The sequence below is a fragment of the Tepidiforma flava genome, from assembly GCF_027594505.1.
Classification (GTDB): domain Bacteria; phylum Chloroflexota; class Dehalococcoidia; order Tepidiformales; family Tepidiformaceae; genus Tepidiforma; species Tepidiforma flava.
In genome coordinates this window covers 419,150-436,316 of the sequence record NZ_CP115149.1, presented here as the reverse complement: position 1 = coordinate 436,316, position 17,167 = coordinate 419,150, and the positions used below count along the sequence as shown (strand labels likewise).

21 protein-coding genes, 1 tRNA gene and 4 pseudogenes are annotated in these 17,167 nt (G+C 70.7%); 17 read left to right on the top strand and 9 right to left on the bottom strand.

Annotated features, from left to right (window positions below; all coding sequences use genetic code 11):
• The first annotated feature begins 19 nt into the window (after positions 1 to 19).
• Positions 20 to 565, top strand: coding sequence for a pyruvate kinase (locus O0235_RS02900; protein WP_270057044.1), 546 nt, complete (start codon positions 20 to 22; stop codon positions 563 to 565).
• Positions 566 to 697: 132 nt separating this feature from the next.
• Here the strand turns inward: O0235_RS02900 and O0235_RS02895 are convergent, their stop codons facing one another.
• The 6 genes and pseudogenes from O0235_RS02895 to O0235_RS02875 all read right to left on the bottom strand — a co-directional run bounded on the left by O0235_RS02895 (position 698) and on the right by O0235_RS02875 (position 3,466).
• Complete coding sequence (locus O0235_RS02895; protein ID WP_270057043.1) at positions 698 to 1,336, bottom strand: glycosyltransferase; 639 nt, start codon at positions 1,334 to 1,336, stop codon at positions 698 to 700.
• Between the two features lie 35 nt (positions 1,337 to 1,371).
• A pseudogene (locus O0235_RS15620) lies at positions 1,372 to 1,614 on the bottom strand (hypothetical protein); the annotation flags it as partial.
• Positions 1,569 to 1,835, bottom strand: coding sequence for a glycosyltransferase family protein (locus tag O0235_RS02890; protein ID WP_270057042.1), 267 nt, complete (start codon positions 1,833 to 1,835; stop codon positions 1,569 to 1,571). The gene O0235_RS02890 and the pseudogene O0235_RS15620, both read right to left, overlap by 46 nt.
• Before the next feature lie 28 nt (positions 1,836 to 1,863).
• Complete coding sequence (locus O0235_RS02885; RefSeq protein ID WP_270057041.1) at positions 1,864 to 2,277, bottom strand: UDP binding domain-containing protein; 414 nt, start codon at positions 2,275 to 2,277, stop codon at positions 1,864 to 1,866.
• Positions 2,274 to 3,140: a nucleotide sugar dehydrogenase gene (locus tag O0235_RS02880; protein WP_270057040.1), complete on the bottom strand. Its 867-nt coding sequence runs from the start codon at positions 3,138 to 3,140 to the stop codon at positions 2,274 to 2,276. Before O0235_RS02880 ends, O0235_RS02885 begins: the two co-directional genes overlap by 4 nt.
• Positions 3,134 to 3,466, bottom strand: coding sequence for a hypothetical protein (locus O0235_RS02875; RefSeq protein WP_270057039.1), 333 nt, complete (start codon positions 3,464 to 3,466; stop codon positions 3,134 to 3,136). Before O0235_RS02875 ends, O0235_RS02880 begins: the two co-directional genes overlap by 7 nt.
• Between O0235_RS02875 and O0235_RS15615 the strand changes: the two are divergent.
• Positions 3,394 to 4,065, top strand: a pseudogene (locus tag O0235_RS15615) (glycosyltransferase family 4 protein); the annotation flags it as partial. The gene O0235_RS02875 and the pseudogene O0235_RS15615 sit on opposite strands and share 73 nt — an antisense overlap.
• A gap of 617 nt (positions 4,066 to 4,682) precedes the next feature.
• Here O0235_RS15615 and O0235_RS15610 read toward each other — a convergent pair.
• On the bottom strand, positions 4,683 to 5,051 hold the full coding sequence (locus O0235_RS15610; RefSeq protein WP_373324362.1) for a hypothetical protein: 369 nt from the start codon (positions 5,049 to 5,051) through the stop codon (positions 4,683 to 4,685).
• The gene (locus tag O0235_RS02865) at positions 5,051 to 6,925 is read right to left on the bottom strand and encodes a hypothetical protein (RefSeq protein ID WP_270057037.1); all 1,875 of its coding nucleotides are present in this window, start codon (positions 6,923 to 6,925) and stop codon (positions 5,051 to 5,053) included. Before O0235_RS02865 ends, O0235_RS15610 begins: the two co-directional genes overlap by 1 nt.
• Positions 6,926 to 7,215: 290 nt before the next feature.
• Here O0235_RS02865 and O0235_RS02860 point away from each other — a divergent pair, with 290 nt between their 5' ends.
• From O0235_RS02860 to O0235_RS02840, 6 genes and pseudogenes are all read left to right on the top strand, one after another.
• On the top strand, positions 7,216 to 8,142 hold the full coding sequence (locus tag O0235_RS02860) for a carbohydrate ABC transporter permease (protein ID WP_270057036.1): 927 nt from the start codon (positions 7,216 to 7,218) through the stop codon (positions 8,140 to 8,142).
• Positions 8,143 to 8,283: 141 nt separating this feature from the next.
• Positions 8,284 to 9,030: a carbohydrate ABC transporter permease gene (locus O0235_RS15035; RefSeq protein WP_308445673.1), complete on the top strand. Its 747-nt coding sequence runs from the start codon at positions 8,284 to 8,286 to the stop codon at positions 9,028 to 9,030.
• A gap of 85 nt (positions 9,031 to 9,115) precedes the next feature.
• Positions 9,116 to 10,491: pseudogene (locus O0235_RS02850) on the top strand (ABC transporter substrate-binding protein).
• Between the two features lie 74 nt (positions 10,492 to 10,565).
• Positions 10,566 to 10,985: pseudogene (locus tag O0235_RS15605) on the top strand (ABC transporter ATP-binding protein); the annotation flags it as partial.
• Positions 10,986 to 11,338: 353 nt separating this feature from the next.
• The gene (locus O0235_RS15600) at positions 11,339 to 11,671 is read left to right on the top strand and encodes a TOBE domain-containing protein (protein ID WP_373324421.1); all 333 of its coding nucleotides are present in this window, start codon (positions 11,339 to 11,341) and stop codon (positions 11,669 to 11,671) included.
• A gap of 83 nt (positions 11,672 to 11,754) precedes the next feature.
• Positions 11,755 to 12,846 (top strand): Zn-dependent alcohol dehydrogenase, encoded by a 1,092-nt coding sequence (locus O0235_RS02840; RefSeq protein WP_270057033.1) that lies wholly within the window; start codon positions 11,755 to 11,757, stop codon positions 12,844 to 12,846.
• An 83-nt stretch (positions 12,847 to 12,929) separates the two neighbouring features.
• Here the strand turns inward: O0235_RS02840 and O0235_RS02835 are convergent, their stop codons facing one another.
• A complete protein-coding gene (locus O0235_RS02835) occupies positions 12,930 to 13,403 on the bottom strand; it encodes a redoxin domain-containing protein (RefSeq protein ID WP_270057032.1) in 474 nt (157 codons plus the stop codon).
• Between the two features lie 151 nt (positions 13,404 to 13,554).
• On the opposite strand from O0235_RS02835, the gene sodN reads away from it, so the two are divergent.
• From sodN to O0235_RS02795, 9 genes are all read left to right on the top strand, one after another.
• The gene (sodN, locus tag O0235_RS02830) at positions 13,555 to 14,001 is read left to right on the top strand and encodes a superoxide dismutase, Ni (protein ID WP_270057031.1); all 447 of its coding nucleotides are present in this window, start codon (positions 13,555 to 13,557) and stop codon (positions 13,999 to 14,001) included.
• 96 nt (positions 14,002 to 14,097) lie between these two features.
• A complete protein-coding gene (gene ffh, locus O0235_RS02825) occupies positions 14,098 to 15,243 on the top strand; it encodes a signal recognition particle protein (protein ID WP_270057030.1) in 1,146 nt (381 codons plus the stop codon).
• On the top strand, positions 15,174 to 15,413 hold the full coding sequence (locus O0235_RS02820) for a hypothetical protein (RefSeq protein ID WP_270057029.1): 240 nt from the start codon (positions 15,174 to 15,176) through the stop codon (positions 15,411 to 15,413). The genes ffh and O0235_RS02820 overlap by 70 nt, the downstream gene beginning before the upstream one ends.
• A gap of 206 nt (positions 15,414 to 15,619) precedes the next feature.
• Positions 15,620 to 15,781 (top strand): 30S ribosomal protein S16, encoded by a 162-nt coding sequence (gene rpsP, locus O0235_RS15595; protein WP_373324419.1) that lies wholly within the window; start codon positions 15,620 to 15,622, stop codon positions 15,779 to 15,781.
• Entirely contained in the window at positions 15,778 to 15,924 is a 147-nt protein-coding gene (locus O0235_RS02815; RefSeq protein ID WP_270057028.1) for a hypothetical protein, read from the top strand. The genes rpsP and O0235_RS02815 overlap by 4 nt, the downstream gene beginning before the upstream one ends.
• Positions 15,925 to 15,927: 3 nt before the next feature.
• On the top strand, positions 15,928 to 16,173 hold the full coding sequence (locus O0235_RS02810) for a KH domain-containing protein (RefSeq protein WP_270057027.1): 246 nt from the start codon (positions 15,928 to 15,930) through the stop codon (positions 16,171 to 16,173).
• Positions 16,170 to 16,748: a ribosome maturation factor RimM gene (rimM, locus tag O0235_RS02805; protein WP_308445672.1), complete on the top strand. Its 579-nt coding sequence runs from the start codon at positions 16,170 to 16,172 to the stop codon at positions 16,746 to 16,748. The genes O0235_RS02810 and rimM overlap by 4 nt, the downstream gene beginning before the upstream one ends.
• A 104-nt stretch (positions 16,749 to 16,852) precedes the next feature.
• Entirely contained in the window at positions 16,853 to 17,023 is a 171-nt protein-coding gene (locus tag O0235_RS02800; protein WP_270057026.1) for a hypothetical protein, read from the top strand.
• 63 nt (positions 17,024 to 17,086) lie between these two features.
• Positions 17,087 to 17,162 (top strand) — tRNA-Ala (locus tag O0235_RS02795).
• Positions 17,163 to 17,167: the final 5 nt, after the last annotated feature.

The following is a 17,167-nucleotide window of genomic DNA, read 5'->3' as shown; positions in this document are numbered from 1 at the left end:
TCGCGGCCCCTTCGCCGACATGTTCGGGCTCTCCTTCGTACACGGCCCGGACGACGTGGCCCGGCTCGCCGCCGAGCTCGACGCCCGCGGCCTCCACGGCCGCGGCATCGTCGCCAAGATCGAGACCCGCGCCGCCGCCCACCGTCTCACGCCGATCCTCCTCGAAGGGCTTCGCCACCCCGCCTTCGGCGTGATGATCGCCCGCGGCGACCTCGCCGTCGAAGTCGGCTGGGACGACCTCGCCCTCTACCAGGACGCCATCCTCTGCCTCGCCGAAGCTGCCCATCTGCCCGTCACCTGGGCCACGCAAGTGCTCGAAACCCTCGCCCGCCACGGCATGCCGGCCCGCCCCGAGATCACCGACGCCGCCGCGGCCACCCGCGCCGATTGCGTCATGCTCAACAAAGGCCCCCATGTCGCCGCCGCCGTCAGCTTCCTCGACCGCCTGCTCACCGCCGAGCACCGCAACCGCGAGAAGAAGCGCGAGCTCTTCCGCGCCTTCATCGCGCTCGAAGACGATGGCGCCGCTGAACCGGCGCCCCCGCCGGTCTTCCACGGGTGTTAATGCCGGCACCCGATGATCCGGGCATGAAGCTGATCGCTGCGCTGCTCGTGGCCTCCGGGTTCGCCTGGCTCGTTTCGCTCCTCAGCGACGCCTCCGAGCTCCTCACGCCCGCCGCTCCGGACTGACGCCGCCTCACTTCGCGAACGAACGGGGAACGTCGACCGGCCCCGGCGCGTCCCCCGGCGCCAGCAGCTCCACCAGCCGCAGCACCAGCGCCTGCCACGAAAACCGCCGCGCATACTCCGAGGCCGCCAGCCCCATCGAGCGCCGCATCGCTTCGTCCTCGATGAGCCGCCGCACCGCCGCCGCCAGCGCCCCGGGCCGCCCGGGCGCGACGTGCAGGCCGCACACCCCCGCCGGCACCAGCTCCGCCGTCGCCGAGCCCGTCCCCACCACCGGCGGCACGCCGCTCGCCATCGCCTGCAGCACCACCTGCCCGAACGTGTCCGTCGCGCTGGGGAAGACGAAGACGTCCGCCGAGGCGAACGCCTCCGCCAGCTCGATGCCCCGCAGGTAGCCCGTAAAGACGGCCGGCCGGCCCGCGAACAGCGCCTCGAGCCGTCCCCGCTCCGGCCCGTCGCCGACGAGCGCCGGCGCGCGCCCGGGTTCCCGTCGAGCACCTCCGCCAGCTGTTCGACCCGCTTCTCCTTCGCCAGCCGACCCACATACAGCACCAGCGGCTTCCAGGGCTCCCCGCCCGTCAGCCGCTCCCGCATCATCGCGCTCCGCCGCCCCGGGTGGAACAGCGCGGTATCGACGCCGCGCCCCCACACCTCGAGGCGCGGAAAGCCGAGCGCCGCCAGCTCCTCCTGCACGAAGCGGGTCGGGCAGAGCGTCCGCACCGAACGCTCGGCCATTCGCCGCAGCAGCCACGTCGCCGGGCTGACGAACCGGTGCATGCCGTACGTCCGCAGGTACCGCGGGATGTCTGTCGTGTAGATGTTGAGGAGCGGCGTGCCCCGGGGCAGCGCCAGCGCCGCCGTCGCCCCGATCGGCCCGGGCGTCAGCACGATCGCCCCGTCCCACCGCGCCCGCGCGATGCGAACCACCCGGTCGAACTCCCACCCCAGCCGCAGCTCGGATAGAGCGGCGCCGGCAGCGACCGGATCCGCGCAACCTGCGCTCGCTCGACGCAGCGCGGCCCCGGCGCCGGCGCGACCACCCGCGGCGTGTGGCCGAGCTGGCCGAGCACCCGCGCGACCGTCGCCGCGGTGTCCGAAACCCCGTCGATCTTCGGCGGGAACGAATCGGTCGCGATGAGCAGCCTCACCGCTCGGCCCCTTCGCCCGCCCGTGCGGCTACCCGCGGGCAGCGGTTCGTCGCGAAGCCGGCCGCGGTCCAGGCCGCGTGGTCGAGCGCCCCGGCGCATCGAACGCGACCAGCCGCCGCATCAGCGCGGCCGCCGACCCCGGGTCGATGGCGCGCACCCAGTCTGCGCGGTGCGCCGCCACCACGGCGTCCGCCCCGTCCAGCGCCGCCGGCAGCGTCCCCGGGCATTCCAGCCCCTCGGCGCCCCGCACCAGCGGGTCGAACCCGCGCACCGCCGCGCCCCGCGCCCGGAGCTCCCCGGCCAGCGCCAGCGCCGGCGAGGCCCGCAGGTCGTCCGTCCCCGGTTTGAAGGCCAGCCCCAGCAGTGCGACCGTCCGCCCTTCGAGCCCCTCGAGCGCCTGCGCGAGCCACTCCGCCGCGCGCTCCACCCGCAGCGCGTTCACCCGGATGGTCGCCCGCAGCTGGTGCAGCTCGATGCCCCGCGCCGCCGCGACGTACTCGAGCGCCGCCGTGTCCTTCGGCAGGCAGTGCCCCCGAACCCGAGCCCCGGCCCGAGGTAGGCCTCCCGCCCGATGCGCCGGTCCGCCTTTAGCACCTCGAACAGCCGGTCGGTGTCGGCCCCGAAGCAGGCCGCGAGGTCGGCCATCTCGTTCGCGAAGCTCACCGCCGTCGCGAGGTAGGCGTTCGCCGCGTACTTCGCGAGCTCCGCCGTCACCCGGTCCATCCGGTACACCGGCGCCGCGATGTCCGTGAACAGCCGCGCCACGCGCTCGCCCGCTGCCGGGTCGTTCGCGCCGATCGCCACCCGGTCCGGTTCGCGGAAGTCCTCCCATGCCCGGCCCTCCCGCAGGAACTCGGGCACGTGCACCACTGCGAGATCCCGCCGCCCCGCCGCCCGGAGCGCTGCCTCCAGCCGGTCGCCCGTCCCCGGCGGCACCGTCGACCGCGTGACGACGACCCCGCCCCGCGCCGTCACCCGCGCCGCGAACTCCCCGGCCGCGAAGAGCTGCCGCAGGTCCGGTTCGCCGCCGGGCAGCGGCGGCGTGTCGACGCACAGGAACGTGACGTCGTGGTCGCCCGGCGCCACCGCCCGCTCGAACCGCAGCTGCCGCAGCCGGAGGGCGCTCTTGAGCGCTGCCCGCAGCCCCGGCTCCGCCTCCCGCAGCCGCCCCGCCCGCAGCTCCTCCACCCGCTCCGCGTTTGTGTCGACGCCCGTGACGTCGTGCAGCAAATGCGCCAGCCCAATCGCCGTCACCGCCCCGATCCGCCCGACGCCAATCACCAGGACCCGTTCGCCAGTCACCATGGGTGCTCCTGTTTCGGTTCCTTCAGGAGTACCCCGCCCCGGTTGTCGTGCCGTTCACGTCCCGCGAACGGACCGTTAAGGAATCGCCGTCCCGGATCCGTCCGTTCACGTTTACCCGCTTCACTCGCACCGTGATCCTGTTCGTCACCCGCAAATACCCGCCTGCCATCGGGGGCATGGAGGAGTTCTCGCGCCAGCTCACGGGCCACTTCCCCCGCCCGGCCGAGGTCTGCGCCCTCCGCCGCGGCCAGCGGTGGCTGCCCCTGTTCCTTCCTGCCGCTGCGTGGCGCGTCTTCAGCCTCCGCGGCCGCGTCGATGCCGTCCACCTCGGCGACGGCCTCCTCGCGCTCGCCGCGCCGCTCGTCGAATTCCTCGCCGCCGCCCCGCCGTCGTCACCGTCCACGGGCAGGATGTCACCCGCCCGTTCCCCGGCTACGGCGCGCTCGTCCGCTCGGCGCTACGCTGGCTCGGCCCGGGGCGCGTCGTCGCCGTCAGCAGCTACACCGCCGACGAAGTCGAAGCCCGCTGCGGGTTCCGGCCCCGTGTCATCCTGAACGGCGTCGATGCCGGCCGCTTCGCCCGCATCCGCCGCGCGCCGGACCCGTCCGCAGCGCGCCGCCCTCGGCCTCCCGCGCGGCGGGCCCTGCTCGTCACGACCGGCCGGCTCGTCGAACGGAAAGGCGCCGCCTGGTTCGCCGCGCACGTCCTGCCGCTGCTGCCGTCCGGCGTCACCTTCGCCGTCGTCGGCGAAGGCCCCGAGGCGCCGCGGCTCCGCGCCCTCGCCGGCCGCGAACCCCGGCTCTGCCTCCTCGGCGCCCTCCCGCCGGACCGCCTCGATGCCCTGTACGCCTGCGCCGACCTCTTCGTCGCGCCGAACATCCCCGTGCCCGGCCGCCCGGAAGGCTTCGGCATCGCCCCCGCGGAAGCCGCCGCCGCCGGGCTCCCCGTCCTCGTCGCCGGCCTCGAAGGCCTCGTCGATATGGCCCGCCTCTGCGGCGCGCGGCTGGTTCCCCCGCCGACCCGGCGGCACGGGCCCGCGCCGTCGCCGACGAGCTCGCCGCCCCGCCCCGTCCCCGCCCCCGCGTCCGCTCCTGGGCCGACGTTGCCGCCGACTACGCGCGCCTGTTCGATGCCGTGGCGGCTGAGTGGCGCCGCGAAGCCCCCGCGCCAGCCAGCCTGCCCCGTAGGCGCCCGCCAGCAGCACGGCATCGACCAGCACCGCCGTCGCCCGCGCCACCACCGCGACCGTCAGCGCGGCCGGCGCCCCGAGCGTCCCGCCCAGCAGCGCCACGATGATGCTCTCGCGGACTCCCGCGCCCGACAGGGCGAACGGTGTAACGTACCCGGCAAGGCTCGCCAGCGAGAACACCAGCACCCCTTCCTCCCACCGCGAAAGCGGCCATGGGCTCACCACCACGGCGGTGACGTGGAACGCCAGCCCGGCGAGCAACGCTGCCCCGGTGTACGCCGCGAACCCTGCCGCGGCATCGCGCGGGGCGACCGCGGCCCCTTCGCGTTCGCCCCGCGGCCCGAACCGCCCGCTCACCCGCCGCACCAGCCCCGGCCGGGCCCCCGCCCCGGCGAGCGCCAGCGCGCAGGCGGCTGCCGGCGCCGCCGCCCACAGCCACCCAGCGCCGAAGGCCGGCACCGCCAGCGCCGCCGGCACCGCGACCCCGCCGCCAGCGACAGCACCTGGTCCACCCACAGGAGCGCCGCCGCCGCCGGCACCGTCATGCCCGCGTCGCGCAGGGCGAGGTACTTGCCCGCCGGCCCCGTCGGCGGCCCCGGCACGTACCGCGCCGCCCAGCCGTGCGCGAACGACCGCAGCCACGTCCAGCGCTCTCCCGGCGGCCAGTGGCTGCGGCCGATCGCCCGCCACCCGGCGGCCAGCAGCACGACCTGTGCCGCCATCAGCACTGCCGCCCACCCGAGCGCGTCCAGCGCCCAGCCCCGGTGGCTTGCCGCAATCTCCCGCGCCGCCACGACGGCGGCGAACCCCAGCGCCCCGACTGCCGCCGCGCGGCGCCAGCGCCGCCGTCCGCAGGCTCACCTCGCCGCCGCCGCCAGCCGCTCCCGCTCCGCCGCGCGCTCCAGCACCGCAATCGCGTACACCCCCACCTCCAACCGGCCGCCCGGCCCGGCGCGGCCGTCGCCCTCCACCCGCAACCGCGTCCCCGGCCGCCCCGCACCTCCGCCCGCAGCGGCGCGTCCCCGTAGTTCACGAGGTGGACTTCGAACCCGCGTTCGCTCTCCCACAGGTGGACGTACCCGGGGCCCGAAAGTTCGACCTGCACCGGGTTCGTCGCCGCCAGCAAGCGCGCCGCATCCTCTCGCATCGGCACCCGCTCGAACCGCCCGCCGAAGACCAGCCGGAACAGCAGGTCCAGCCGGTCCACGAACCGCCGCACGTGCACCCGGCTGTAGTAGCCGTCGACCACTCGCGGCCCGAGCACCCGGACCGCCGGCTCCAGCGGCCCGCCGAACCAGCGGAACGGCCGCGACCGCGGCATCCGCAGCCCCAGCTCGGCGAACCGCATCACCCTCCCGCTGAACCACGCCGGCGGCTCCGCGCTCGCCGGCACGAGCAGGCAGCCGAGGTCGCACGGCTCATTCCGCTCGCCGATGACCCGGAACGGGATCCCCGCCCCCACGAGCGCCTGGATGACCGCGAGGTAATCGTCGCCGCTCCCCGGGTAGAGGTCCCCGCCCCAGCCGACCGCGTCGGGCACGTACACGCCCACCCGCGCGGCCTCCCGCCGCTCGCCGCCGGCGCGCAGCAGCGCTGCGTACGCCGCAGCGACCCGCCCGAACGCCTCGAGCCGGCGGTCGTCGGCACCGGGCTGCAGCAGCGACCACTTCCCCTCGCGGATGTATTCCCCCGCCCGCAGCACCGGCGTTCCCCCGGCCGCGAAGCCCTCGGCCGCGATCCGCGCGAACACCGCCGGCGCCGGCGGCCCGTCCACCCCGATACCCCGCTCGTACGCGATGCTCAGCGCCGGCGCCCCCGGCCGCAGCGCCCGGAGCAGCCCGTACGTCCCCGCGTTCTGGACCAGCCGCGGCCCGTCGCACCGCGGCGATTGCAGGTTCTCCACGAACAGCCAGTCCATGAACGAGGCGATCGCCGGCAGGTCGGCGCCGAACACGTTGAACGTGTTCACGTTCACCCCGCCCACCGTGTTGGTGACGAACTTCGTGCCGGGGTAGGCGAGCCGCACGTCTTCCACGATGCCGCGGAGGAACCCCGTCAGTGTCTCTGCCCGCCACCGCGCGAACCGCCGCGCCGCCTCGTCCCGCGCCGGCCGGAACAGCCGCGGCAGCTCCAGCGGCGTCAGTCCCTGCCGCTCCTGCCACGCCGCGAACCGCTCCCGGCACCGCCCGCATGCGCAGCCGGCAAACGCCGTGTAGTCGCGCGACAGAGGAATCGGCATTCCCCCGAACGCGCAGTTGTCGAAGAACAGCACGTCGGCGCCCCGGCGGCAGGCGTCCATGCACCGCTCGAACACCCACTCCCTCCACTCCGGGTCGTTCAGGCAGGTGAAGAACCGCCCGTTGTAGTACGGGATGCGCTTCCCCTTCGGCGTCAGCGCGTACCAGCCCTTGCGCGCGAACGACCCCGAGGCTGCCGCGTTCGAAGGCTGGATGTACGCCGCCGCCTGCATCCCGAGGTCGCGGCATGTCCGCGCCGCGCGTTCGAACGCCCGCCAGTCCTCTGCCTCCAGCTCCGGCGGAAGCCCCAGTTGTAGCTGAGGAACACGCACGTCACCCCGGCCCGGTCCCGCAGCCACCGAAGCCGCTCCGGCTCGTAGGCCCGCAGGTACGCCTCGCCGTCCACCGGCCGCCCGAAGCCCTTCAGCCGGTGGATCACCATGCTGCCGTTCCCGGCCCAGTAGTACGCCGGGACGATCAGCCCCGGCCCCTGCCCGCTGCCCCGTTCCGCGCGTTCGAATGCCATGCCTGCCAGCGTCCGGCGCAACGGTTTGCAATCGATTGTCGAACGATGAACAGGACGTAAAGCGCGCCTCGAACCTGATCGCGATTCGTTCATGCACCGTTCCATCCCGGTTAAACCAGCAGCGTGACCATCCCGCTCATGGCTCACGCAGCACCACATCCCGCGGCGCCGCGCCGATTCCAGCGCCTGCTTCCGTACCTTCTCTTCCTCCTGTTCATCGCGCCGAATATCACCCTGCTGATCCTTTTTACCTACCGTCCGCTCGTCGAAAGCATCCGGCTTTCGTTCTACGACTGGGACCTCATTTCGCCGCAGAAGACGTGGGTCGGGTTCGAGAATTATTCCGACTACTTCACCGACCCGACGTCGCGCTACATCATCCGCAATACCCTCGTCTTCACCGCCGCCACCGTCGGCACGACGATGGCCATCGGCCTCGGCCTCGCCCTCCTCCTCAACCTCCGCCTCCGCGGCCGCAACGCCGCCCGAACCGTTCTCTTCGCCCCCTACGTCCTCGGCGGCGCCGCCATCGGCATCATCTGGCTCTTCATCTTCGACCCCCGCTTCGGCCTCGTATCCGCCCTCCTCGGCCGCCTCGGGCTCCCGTCGCCCAACTGGTACAACGACCCGAACTGGGCCATGCCGATGGTCATCATCGTCTACACCGGAAGAACCTCGGCTACGCCACCGTCATCTACCTCGCCGGCCTCCAAACCATCCCCCGCGAACTTTACGAAGCTGCCCGCGTCGACGGCGCGGGCCCCTGGCGCGCTTCTGGCACGTCACGCTCCCCAGCTCTCGCCTATGACCTTCTTCCTCCTCGTCACCACCATGCTCAGCTCCATGCAGGCCTTCGACATCATCAGCGTCATGACGGCCGGCGGGCCGCTCGATGCCACCAAGACCATGGTCTACCAGGTGTACGAAGAGGCCTTCGTGCGCTTCCGCGTCGGCGATGCCTCCACCGTCGCGACCGTCCTCTTCTTCATCCTCCTCGGCGTGACGCTCCTCCAGGTCCGCTTCCTCGAGCGCCGCGTCAACTACGGGTGACCTTCCGATGACCACGAGCGAACTCTCCCTGCCCGCACGCCCGCGCCGCCTTGCCGGCATCCGCGCCGCCCTCCCCCTCCGCACGCTCGCCGCCTACGCCGCGCTCGCGCTCGCGGTCCTCGTCATCGTCCTCCCGCTCGCCTGGATGCTCACCGCGTCGCTGAAAACCCGCCAGGAGATCTACACCCTCCCGGTGTCCTGGATTCCCGAGACCTTCCGCTGGGAGAACTACCGCCAGGCCTGGACTGCCGTCCCCTTCGAGCGTTTCTTCATCAACAGCGTCATCACCACCGTCGCCGGCAGCGGCCTCGAACTCATCAACGGCGTCCTCACCGCGTACGCCCTCGTCTTCCTCCCCTTCCCGAAGAAGAACCTCATCTTCCTCCTCGTCATCGCCGCCCTGATGGTGCCCTTCCAGGTCACCATCATCCCCAACTACGTCCTCGTCGCCGAGCTCGGCTGGGTCAACACCTACCAGGGCATCGTCATCCCGGGCGCCGCCGTCGCGTTCGGCGCGTTCCTCATGCGGCAGCAGTTCCTCAGCCTCCCCGCGACGTCATCGAAGCCGCCCGCATCGACGGCGCCGGCCACCTCCGCATGCTCTGGAGCATCGTCCTCCCCATGTCCCGGCCAGCCCTCGTCACCTTCGCGCTCATCTCCATCGTCGCGAAATGGAACGACTACCTCTGGCCGCTGCTCGTCACCAACAACGACCGGCACATGACGCTCCCCGTCGGTCTCACCCAGCTCCAGCACTCAGAAGGCTCCAGCGAATGGGGCGTCGTCATGGCCGGCGCGGTCATGGTCATCACACCCGTCCTGCTCATCTTCCTCTGGGCCCAGCGCCACATCGTCGAAGGGCTCACCGCCGGCTCAGTCAAAGGCTGAGCCGCGCCACCCGGCGATTCCTGCCCGTGCCGGGGCAGTTCGCGCATCACACCACAGGCACCACCCAAAAGGAGTTCCACGACCCATGACGCATATCTCACGGCGCCACCTCCTCGGCATGGCCGGCGGCGCGGCCGCCCTCGGCCTCGTCGGCTGCGGCGGCGATGACGACGACGCCGGGCAGCCCCCGGCTGCCGCGACCCAGGCCTCCGGCGGCGCCTCCCCCGCTGCCACCCCGACCCCGCGCGGCATCAAGCCCGCCGCCGAAATCACCTACTGGAGCGTCCACCCCGCCAACTCCAAGGCCGCCGAGGAAGAGCTGATCAAGCGCTTCCAGGCCGCCTACCCCGATATCAAAGTCAAGCTCGAAACCGCCGGCGCCAACTACGCCGAGGTTTCCCAGAAGTTCAACGCCGGCCTCGCCGCGAAGCAGATCCCCGACGTCGTCATGCTCTCCGACGTCTGGTGGTTCAAGTACTTCCTCGCCGGCACCATCGAACCCCTCGATGCCCTGCTCGATGAGGTCAAGGTCGACCGCTCCGACTACCAGGACACCCTGCTGAAGGATTACCAGTTCGACGGCAAGCAGTGGGGCATGCCCTTCGCCCGCAGCACCCCGCTCTTCTACTACAACAAAGAGAAGTGGGCCGCCGCCGGCCTCCCCGACCGCGGCCCCAAGACCTGGGACGAATTCGACGAGTGGGCCGCCAGGCTCCAGGCGATGGCCAAGCCCGGCGAATTCGCCTTCACCCACGTCAAAGGCGACAGCTACATCGCCTGGACCTTCCAGGGCATCATCTGGCAGTTCGGCGGCCGCTACTCCGATGAGAAGTTCACGATGCTGATGGACTCCCCGGAGGGCATCGAGGCCGGCAACTACATCCGCTCCCAGGTCTTCACGAAGAAGTACGCCAACGTCACCGCCAAGGACGAAAAGGCCGACTTCCTCGCCGGCACCACCTACTCCATGCTCTCCTCCACCGGCGGCCTCGCCGGCGTCCTGAAGGACGCGAAGTTCCCCGTCGGCACCGCCTTCTACCCCGAGAAGAAGCAGTTCGGCTGCCCCACCGGCGGCGCCGGCCTCTGCATCCCGAAGGCCATCTCCGACGAGAAAAAGCTCGCCGCCATGCTCTTCATCGCCTTCATCACCAACCCCGAGAACACCGCCTACTACTCCCAGAACGTCGGCTACATGCCGGTCCGCAAGAGCGCCGTCAACGGCCCCCTCATGTCCGAGTTCTTCGCCGGTACCCCCAGTTCAAGACGGCCGTCGACCAGCTCCCCAAGACCCAGCCGCAGGATTCCGCCCGCGTCTACGTCCCCGGCGGCGACGCCATCCTCGGCAAAGGCCTCGAGCGGATGATCCTCAACAACGAGGACGCGAAGAACGTCTGGCCCGACGTCAAGAAGGAGCTCCAGAAGATCGTCGACACCGAAATCCGGCCCAAGCTCAAGATCTGAGCCCCCGGCCGCCATCCCCCTCCGGCAGCCCGGGGACGCGCCCCGGGCTGCCCCATTCCCCTCGGGAGGCTTCCATGGGCGTCGAATTCGACCGCGTCCACAAGACCTTCGGCCATGTCCGCGCCGTCCGCGACCTCACCCTCGAGGTCCGCGAAGGCGAGTTCCTCGTCCTCGTCGGCCCCTCGGGCTGCGGGAAGACCACCGCCCTCCGCATGGTCGCCGGCCTCGAAGAGCCCACCTCCGGCGATATCCGCATCGACGGCCGCTCCGTCCTCGGCGTCGAACCGCGCGACCGCGACATCGCGATGGTCTTCCAGTCCTACGCGCTCTACCCCCACATGAGCGTCTACGACAACCTCGCCTTCGGACTCCGCCAGCGCAAGACGCCGAAAGCCGACGTCGATCGCCGCATCCGCGAAGTCGCCGAGATGCTCGAAATCGGCCATCTCCTCAACCGCCGGCCGCGCGAGCTCTCCGGCGGCCAGCGGCAGCGCGTCGCGCTCGGCCGCGCCATCGCCCGCCGGCCCCGCGTCTTCCTCATGGACGAGCCGCTGAGCAACCTCGATGCCCAGCTCCGGCTCCGCACCCGCGCCGAGCTCAGCGACCTCCACCGCCGCCTCGGCACCACCCTCATCTACGTCACCCACGACCAGGTCGAAGCCATGACCATGGGCACCCGCATCGCCGTCATGCACGACGGCGTTCTCCAGCAGGTTGCTACCCCGCAGCTCATCTACGACCGCCCGGCGAACACCTTCGTCGCCTCGTTCATCGGCAGCCCCGCGATGAACCTGCTCCGCGGCGACCTCGTCCCCGGCCCCGGGGCGCCCGTTTCGCGGCGGCTGCCATCGATATCCCGGTCAGCCGGCCGCCAGCCGTCGCGCTCCCCGCGCCCGCTATCCTCGGCATTCGGCCCGAGGCGTTCCACCGCTGGCCGCAGGCCGCCCCGGCGCCAATCGCCGGTCCTGTCGCCCTCGTCGAACCCCACGGCCCGGACCTCTACGTCACCGTCGACGCGGCCGGCCAGCAGGTCACGGCCCGCCTCGACCCGGCAGTCGACGTCCGCCCCGGCGAGGTGCTCGGCCTCGTCCCCGCCGGCGACGCCTTCCACTGGTTCGATGCCGAGACGGGGCAGCGGCTCGATGCCGAACCCGCCCCCGCCGAGCTGATCCCGGCCTGAACCTTCCCCCGCCGCCGCGCTTGACGCCGAACCTACCGGGCGGAAGAATCCCCATGCTTCGAGAAGGAGGAGCCCTACACCCCATGAACGTCAAAGCAGCGGTCCTGTACGCCCCCAACCAGCCCCTCAGCATCGAGGAGATCGAGCTCGACGAGCCCCAGGCCGGCGAGGTCCTCATCAAAACCGCCGTCACCGGCGTCTGCCACTCCGACCTCCACTTCATGGAAGGCAAGTGGCTCTACCCCATGCCCGTCGTCCTCGGCCATGAGTCCGCCGGCGTCGTCGCCAAGGTCGGCCCCGGCGTCACCAACGTCAAAGAAGGCGACCGCGTCGTCGTCGCCTTCGTCCAGTCCTGCGGCACCTGCAACCGGTGCGTCACCGGCCGGCCCAACCTCTGCGAGAACACCCAGGCCCTCAACCGCATGGGCCGCGTCAAGCTCAAGGGCCAGCCGATCATGCAGTTCGCCGGCATGTCCGCCTTCGCCGAGTACCAGCTCGTCAGCGCCCACGCCTGCGTCCACGTCCCCGAAGGCGTGCCCATGCAGGCCGCGGCCCTCGTCGGCTGCAGCGTCATGACCGGCGTCGGCGCCGTCACCAACACCGTCAAGCTCCAGGCCGGCCAGACCGTCGCCGTCGTCGGCTGCGGCGGCGTCGGGCTCAACATCATCCAGGGCGCCAAGATCGCCGGCGCCTCCCGCATCATCGCCGTCGACCTCATGGAGTCGAAGCTCGCCGCCGCGAAAGAATTCGGCGCCACCGACGTCGTCGACGCCTCCAAGGGCGACGCCGTCCAGCAGGTCATCGCCATGACGGGCGGCGGCGTCGACTACGCCTTCGAAGCCATCGGCCTCATGAAGACCGCCCAGCAGTGCTTCGAAATGGCCCGCCGCGGCGGCCAGGCCGTCATCGTCGGCATGCTCCCCCTCACCGAGCAGCTCACCATCCCCAACGCCGGCATGGCCTTCCTCGGCGAAAAAGGCATCGTCGGCAGCTTCTACGGCTCCACCCGCCAGACCTACGACATGCCGTGGCTCATGGAGCTTTACCGCCAGAAGCGCCTCAAGATCGACGAGCTCATCTCCCGCCGCTACACCCTCGACCAGATCAACGAGGCCTACGACGCGCTCAAGAAGGGCGAGGTCAACCGCTCCGTCATCGTCTTCGACGAGAACTAGCGCCCTGCCCGGCGCTTCCGGAACGCATGAAGCGCCCCGCCGACTCGGCGGGGCGCTGTTCGTCCAGGCGCGAACGGGGAGCCTCAGCCCTTTGCGCAGGCCACCACCGGGTCGTAGTCCGGGATGTCCGTGATCTTCTCCGTCGGCTGAATCCGGGCCACCTTGCCGTGCTTGTCCACCACGATCACCACCCGGTTGGCGATGCCGCGCGATTCGATCAGCACCCCGTACTTCCGCGCCGTCTCGCCCAGCGGATTGAAGTCGCTCAGGATCGGGAAGTCCACGCCCAGCTCCTTCTTCCACGCCGCCTGCGCCCACGGGCCGTCGCTCGAAATCACCACCGGGATCGCGCCCTGCGATTCGAACTCCTTCCGCTTCTGCTCGATGAGCGGCAGCTGGTTGCTGCACACCGGCGAAAACGCCGCCGGCACGAAGTTGATGATGACCGCGTTCTTGCCCCGGTAGTCCGAAAGCTTGAACTTCTCGCCCGTCGGGCTCATCGGCAGCTCGAAATCCGGTGCCTCATCCCCAACCTTCAGCGTTGCAGTCTCAGCCACGGGAACAAACCCCCATTCCTCGAAAGATGACCCACCGATCGTACAGGCTCGCCCCGCGCCCCGTCTGCCCGCCCCGGGTGCAGGCCGTTCACGGGCCCGCCTATAATCGCTAACGGCACTCGCACCATCCCACCAGGAGTAACCACAGGCCATGAACCTCCTCCGCTTCCTCCGCCCGTCGACCATCGCCAGCGCCCACTGCGATGGCCCCTGCGGCGTCTACGACCCGGCCGCGGCCCGCATCGCAGCCGAGGCCGTCCTCTCCATGGAAAAGAAAATCGCCGCCCTCGGCGATGCCCGGGACCTCGCCACCATCAACACCCGCACCCGCTTCATCGTCATCAAGGAGCAGCAGGCCGACATCGTCAAAAAGGAGCTCGACATCCTCTGGCACGACTACTTCAAGCCGGAGCACCTCGAGAAGTACCCGAACCTCCACGACGTCTTCTGGAAGGCCGCCAAGGCTGCCTCCAAGTGCAAGCACGAGTCCAACCCCGCCAACGGCGAGGCCCTCCTGAAGGCCGTCGAAGAAATCCACAACATCTTCTGGGCCACGAAGAACCGCACCGACGTCCCCTTCTACCGCGCCAACCCCTGAGCACGGCGCAACGCCGCTCATCGGCGAGGGGTCTGCCGCCGCAGGCCCCTCGCCGCATCTGCCCCGTTCACCCCAACCCCGGTACACTGAGAATCGATGTTCGAAACGCTGACCGACCGGCTCCAGGGCGCCTTCCGCAAATTCGGCTCCCGCGGCATCGTCACCGAAGAGGACCTCGACCAGGCCCTCCGCGAAGTCCGCATGGCCATGCTCGAGGCCGACGTCAACTTCCGCGTCGTCCGCGAATTCACCGCCCGCGTCCGCGAAAAGGCCCTCGGCGCCGAAGTTCTGCGCAGCCTAACCCCCGCCCAGCAGGTCATCGACATCGTCCACCAGGAGCTCGTCGATATCCTCGGCGGCGAAGCCCCGAAGCTCGCCACCGCCAGCCGGCCCCCGACCGTCATCATGCTCGTCGGCCTCCAGGGCTCCGGGAAGACCACCAGCGCCGCCAAGCTCGCCAACCTCCTGAAGAAGCAGCGGCTCCGCCCCCTCCTCGCGGCCTGCGATATCTACCGCCCGGCGGCCGTCGACCAGCTCGTCACCCTCGCCCGCACCCTCGACGTGCCGATCCACGAAGAAGGCACCAGCGTCAAACCCGCCGTCATCGCCCAAAACGCCCTCGAAAAAGCAAAGCGCATGGGCGCCACCCACCTCATCGTCGATACCGCCGGCCGCCTCCACATTGACGACGACATGATGAACGAGGTCGCCGAACTCCGGCGCCTCCTCGACCCCGCGGAAGTCCTCTTCGTCGCCGACGCCATGGCCGGCCAGGACGCCGTGAACGCCGCCAAAGAGTTCCACGAGCGCGTCGGCACCACCGGCCTCATCCTCACCAAAATGGACGGCGATGCCCGCGGCGGCGCCGCGCTCAGCATCCGCGCCGTCACCGGCGTCCCCGTCAAATTCATCGGCGTCGGCGAAAAAGCCGATGCGCTCGAACCGTTCTACCCCGACCGCCTCGCGAGCCGCATCCTCGGCATGGGCGACCTCCTCACGCTCATCGAAAAAGCCAAGGAGACGATGGGCGAAGAGGACACCGACGCCTTCAAGGACAAGCTCAAGCGCGGCACCTTCGACCTCCAGGATTTCGTCGACCAGCTCCGCAAAGTCCGCAAGATGGGCCCCTCGGCCAGCTCGTCTCCATGCTCCCCGGCTTCAACCGCATCAAGATGCAGCTCCAGGTCGACGACATCGACGACCGCTTCTTCGCCCAGGCCGAGGCCATCGTCCTCTCCATGACCCCGTGGGAGCGCCGCCACCCCGAGAAAATCGACGGCAAGCGCCGCAAGCGCATCGCCCGCGGCAGCGCTACCGACCCCTCCCAGGTCAACCAGCTGCTCAAGCAGTTCTTCGAAGCCCGGAAGATCGCCAAGACCCTCAGCACCGGCAAGATGCCCCTCTTCCGCTGAGGCCGCTCAACCCGGCGCGCCGCCCGCCGCGTGGCGCTAACGCCGTCATGTCGTATCCTCAGTAGCACCGCCAATCCCGTCCGCCCCGCGCGGCGTTTCGCAGGAGCTCCCATGATTCGCATCCGCCTCCGGCGCACCGGCAAGAAGGGCTACCCCTCTACCGCGTCGTCGTCGCCAACCAGCCCGACCGCCGCGACGGCCGCTTCATCGAAACCCTCGGGTCCTACGACCCGCACCAGGACCCGCCCCGCATCACCCTCGACGCCGACCGCACCCGCGAGTGGATCAGCAAGGGCGCCCAGCCCTCCGAGGCGGCCGAGAAGATCCTCGTCCGCGCCGGCGTCATCGAAAGAAGCCGCCCGTCGTGAAGGCGAAGCTCGAAGCGAAGCGCGCCGAGCAGGCGAAGGCCGCCGCCGAGCGCGCTGCCGCCCGCGCCAAGGCCGAGGCCGAAGCTGCCGCAGCTGCCGCCGAAGCCCCCGCTGAGGCCGACTCCAGCGAACCCGCCGAGTAAGCCATGCCCGAGACCATGACCGGCGAGCTCATCGAATACCTCGCGAAAGCGCTCGTCGACCACCCCGACGACGTCCAGGTCAGCGAGTCCATCCAGGGCGACCGCGTCACCGTCTACCTCAACGTCCACGAAGACGACTACGGCAAAGTCATCGGCAAAGGCGGCCGCATCGCCACCTCCCTCCGCGCCCTCGCTAAGGTCGCCGCAGTCCGCGAAGACGTTCGCGTCAACCTGGAGATTGGCCACTGAGCGGGACGCCCTCGCCCGGTCCCTCCCGTCCACCGCGCCCCCGCAACCCCGTCACGCTGCCCGCCGAACCCCGGCCCGGGTACACCGCCGTCGCCCGCGTGCTCCGGCCGCACGCGCTCCGCGGCGAACTCCGCGTCGAAGTCTTCTCCCCCACCGCCCGCAACATCCAGCGCGGCCGGCCCGTCTACCTCCGCGGCGTCCGCCGCATCGTGCAGCGCGCCCGCCCGGCCGGCGACGACTGGATCATCAAACTCTCGGGGCTTGAGACTCGCACCGACGTCGAAGACCTCCACGGCGAGCTGATCGAAGCCCTCGATAGCGACGTCCTCCGCGACGACGCCGAGTCGTACTTCATCCACGAGCTCATCGGACTCGCCGTCGTCACCGCCGCCGGCGAAGCCCTCGGCACCCTCGTCGAAGTCCTCCAGCCTGGCGCCAACGACGTCTACGTCGTCCACGGCGCGCGGGGCGAAATCCTCGTTCCCGCCATCGGGCAAGTCGTCCAGTCCATCGACCTCGCTGCCGGCCGCGTCGTCATTACACCTTTGCCCGGCATGCTGGACGAATCGCCATAAACGATTGAAACCGTCTATAACCCCGACTACACTGACCCCGGCCGGTGGCGGGGTGCTTAGCCCTGGCCAAACACCACAACCTGAACGACCCAGGGGATAGTTGCATGTCCAAGGCCGAAGCGCTCCAGGTAGTCGCGGAATGCGTGCATCACTGGATCCTCGAACCTCCGCGTGGAGAGCTGACGCCCGGGCGGTGTAAGAAGTGCGGCAAAGAGCGCGAGTTCACCGGCGAAACCTCCTACCGCATCGGCCGGGGCTCCTCCCACCGCTCCTAGCCCTCCGCACCAGTTGACCCAGCCGCGAGCCGCTTCCTACGATGGAGGCGGCTCGTTCATCGTGGGGACGTAGCTCATCTGGGAGAGCGCAGCATTCGCATTGCTGAGGTAAGGGGTTCGAGTCCCCTCGTCTCCACCACCCCC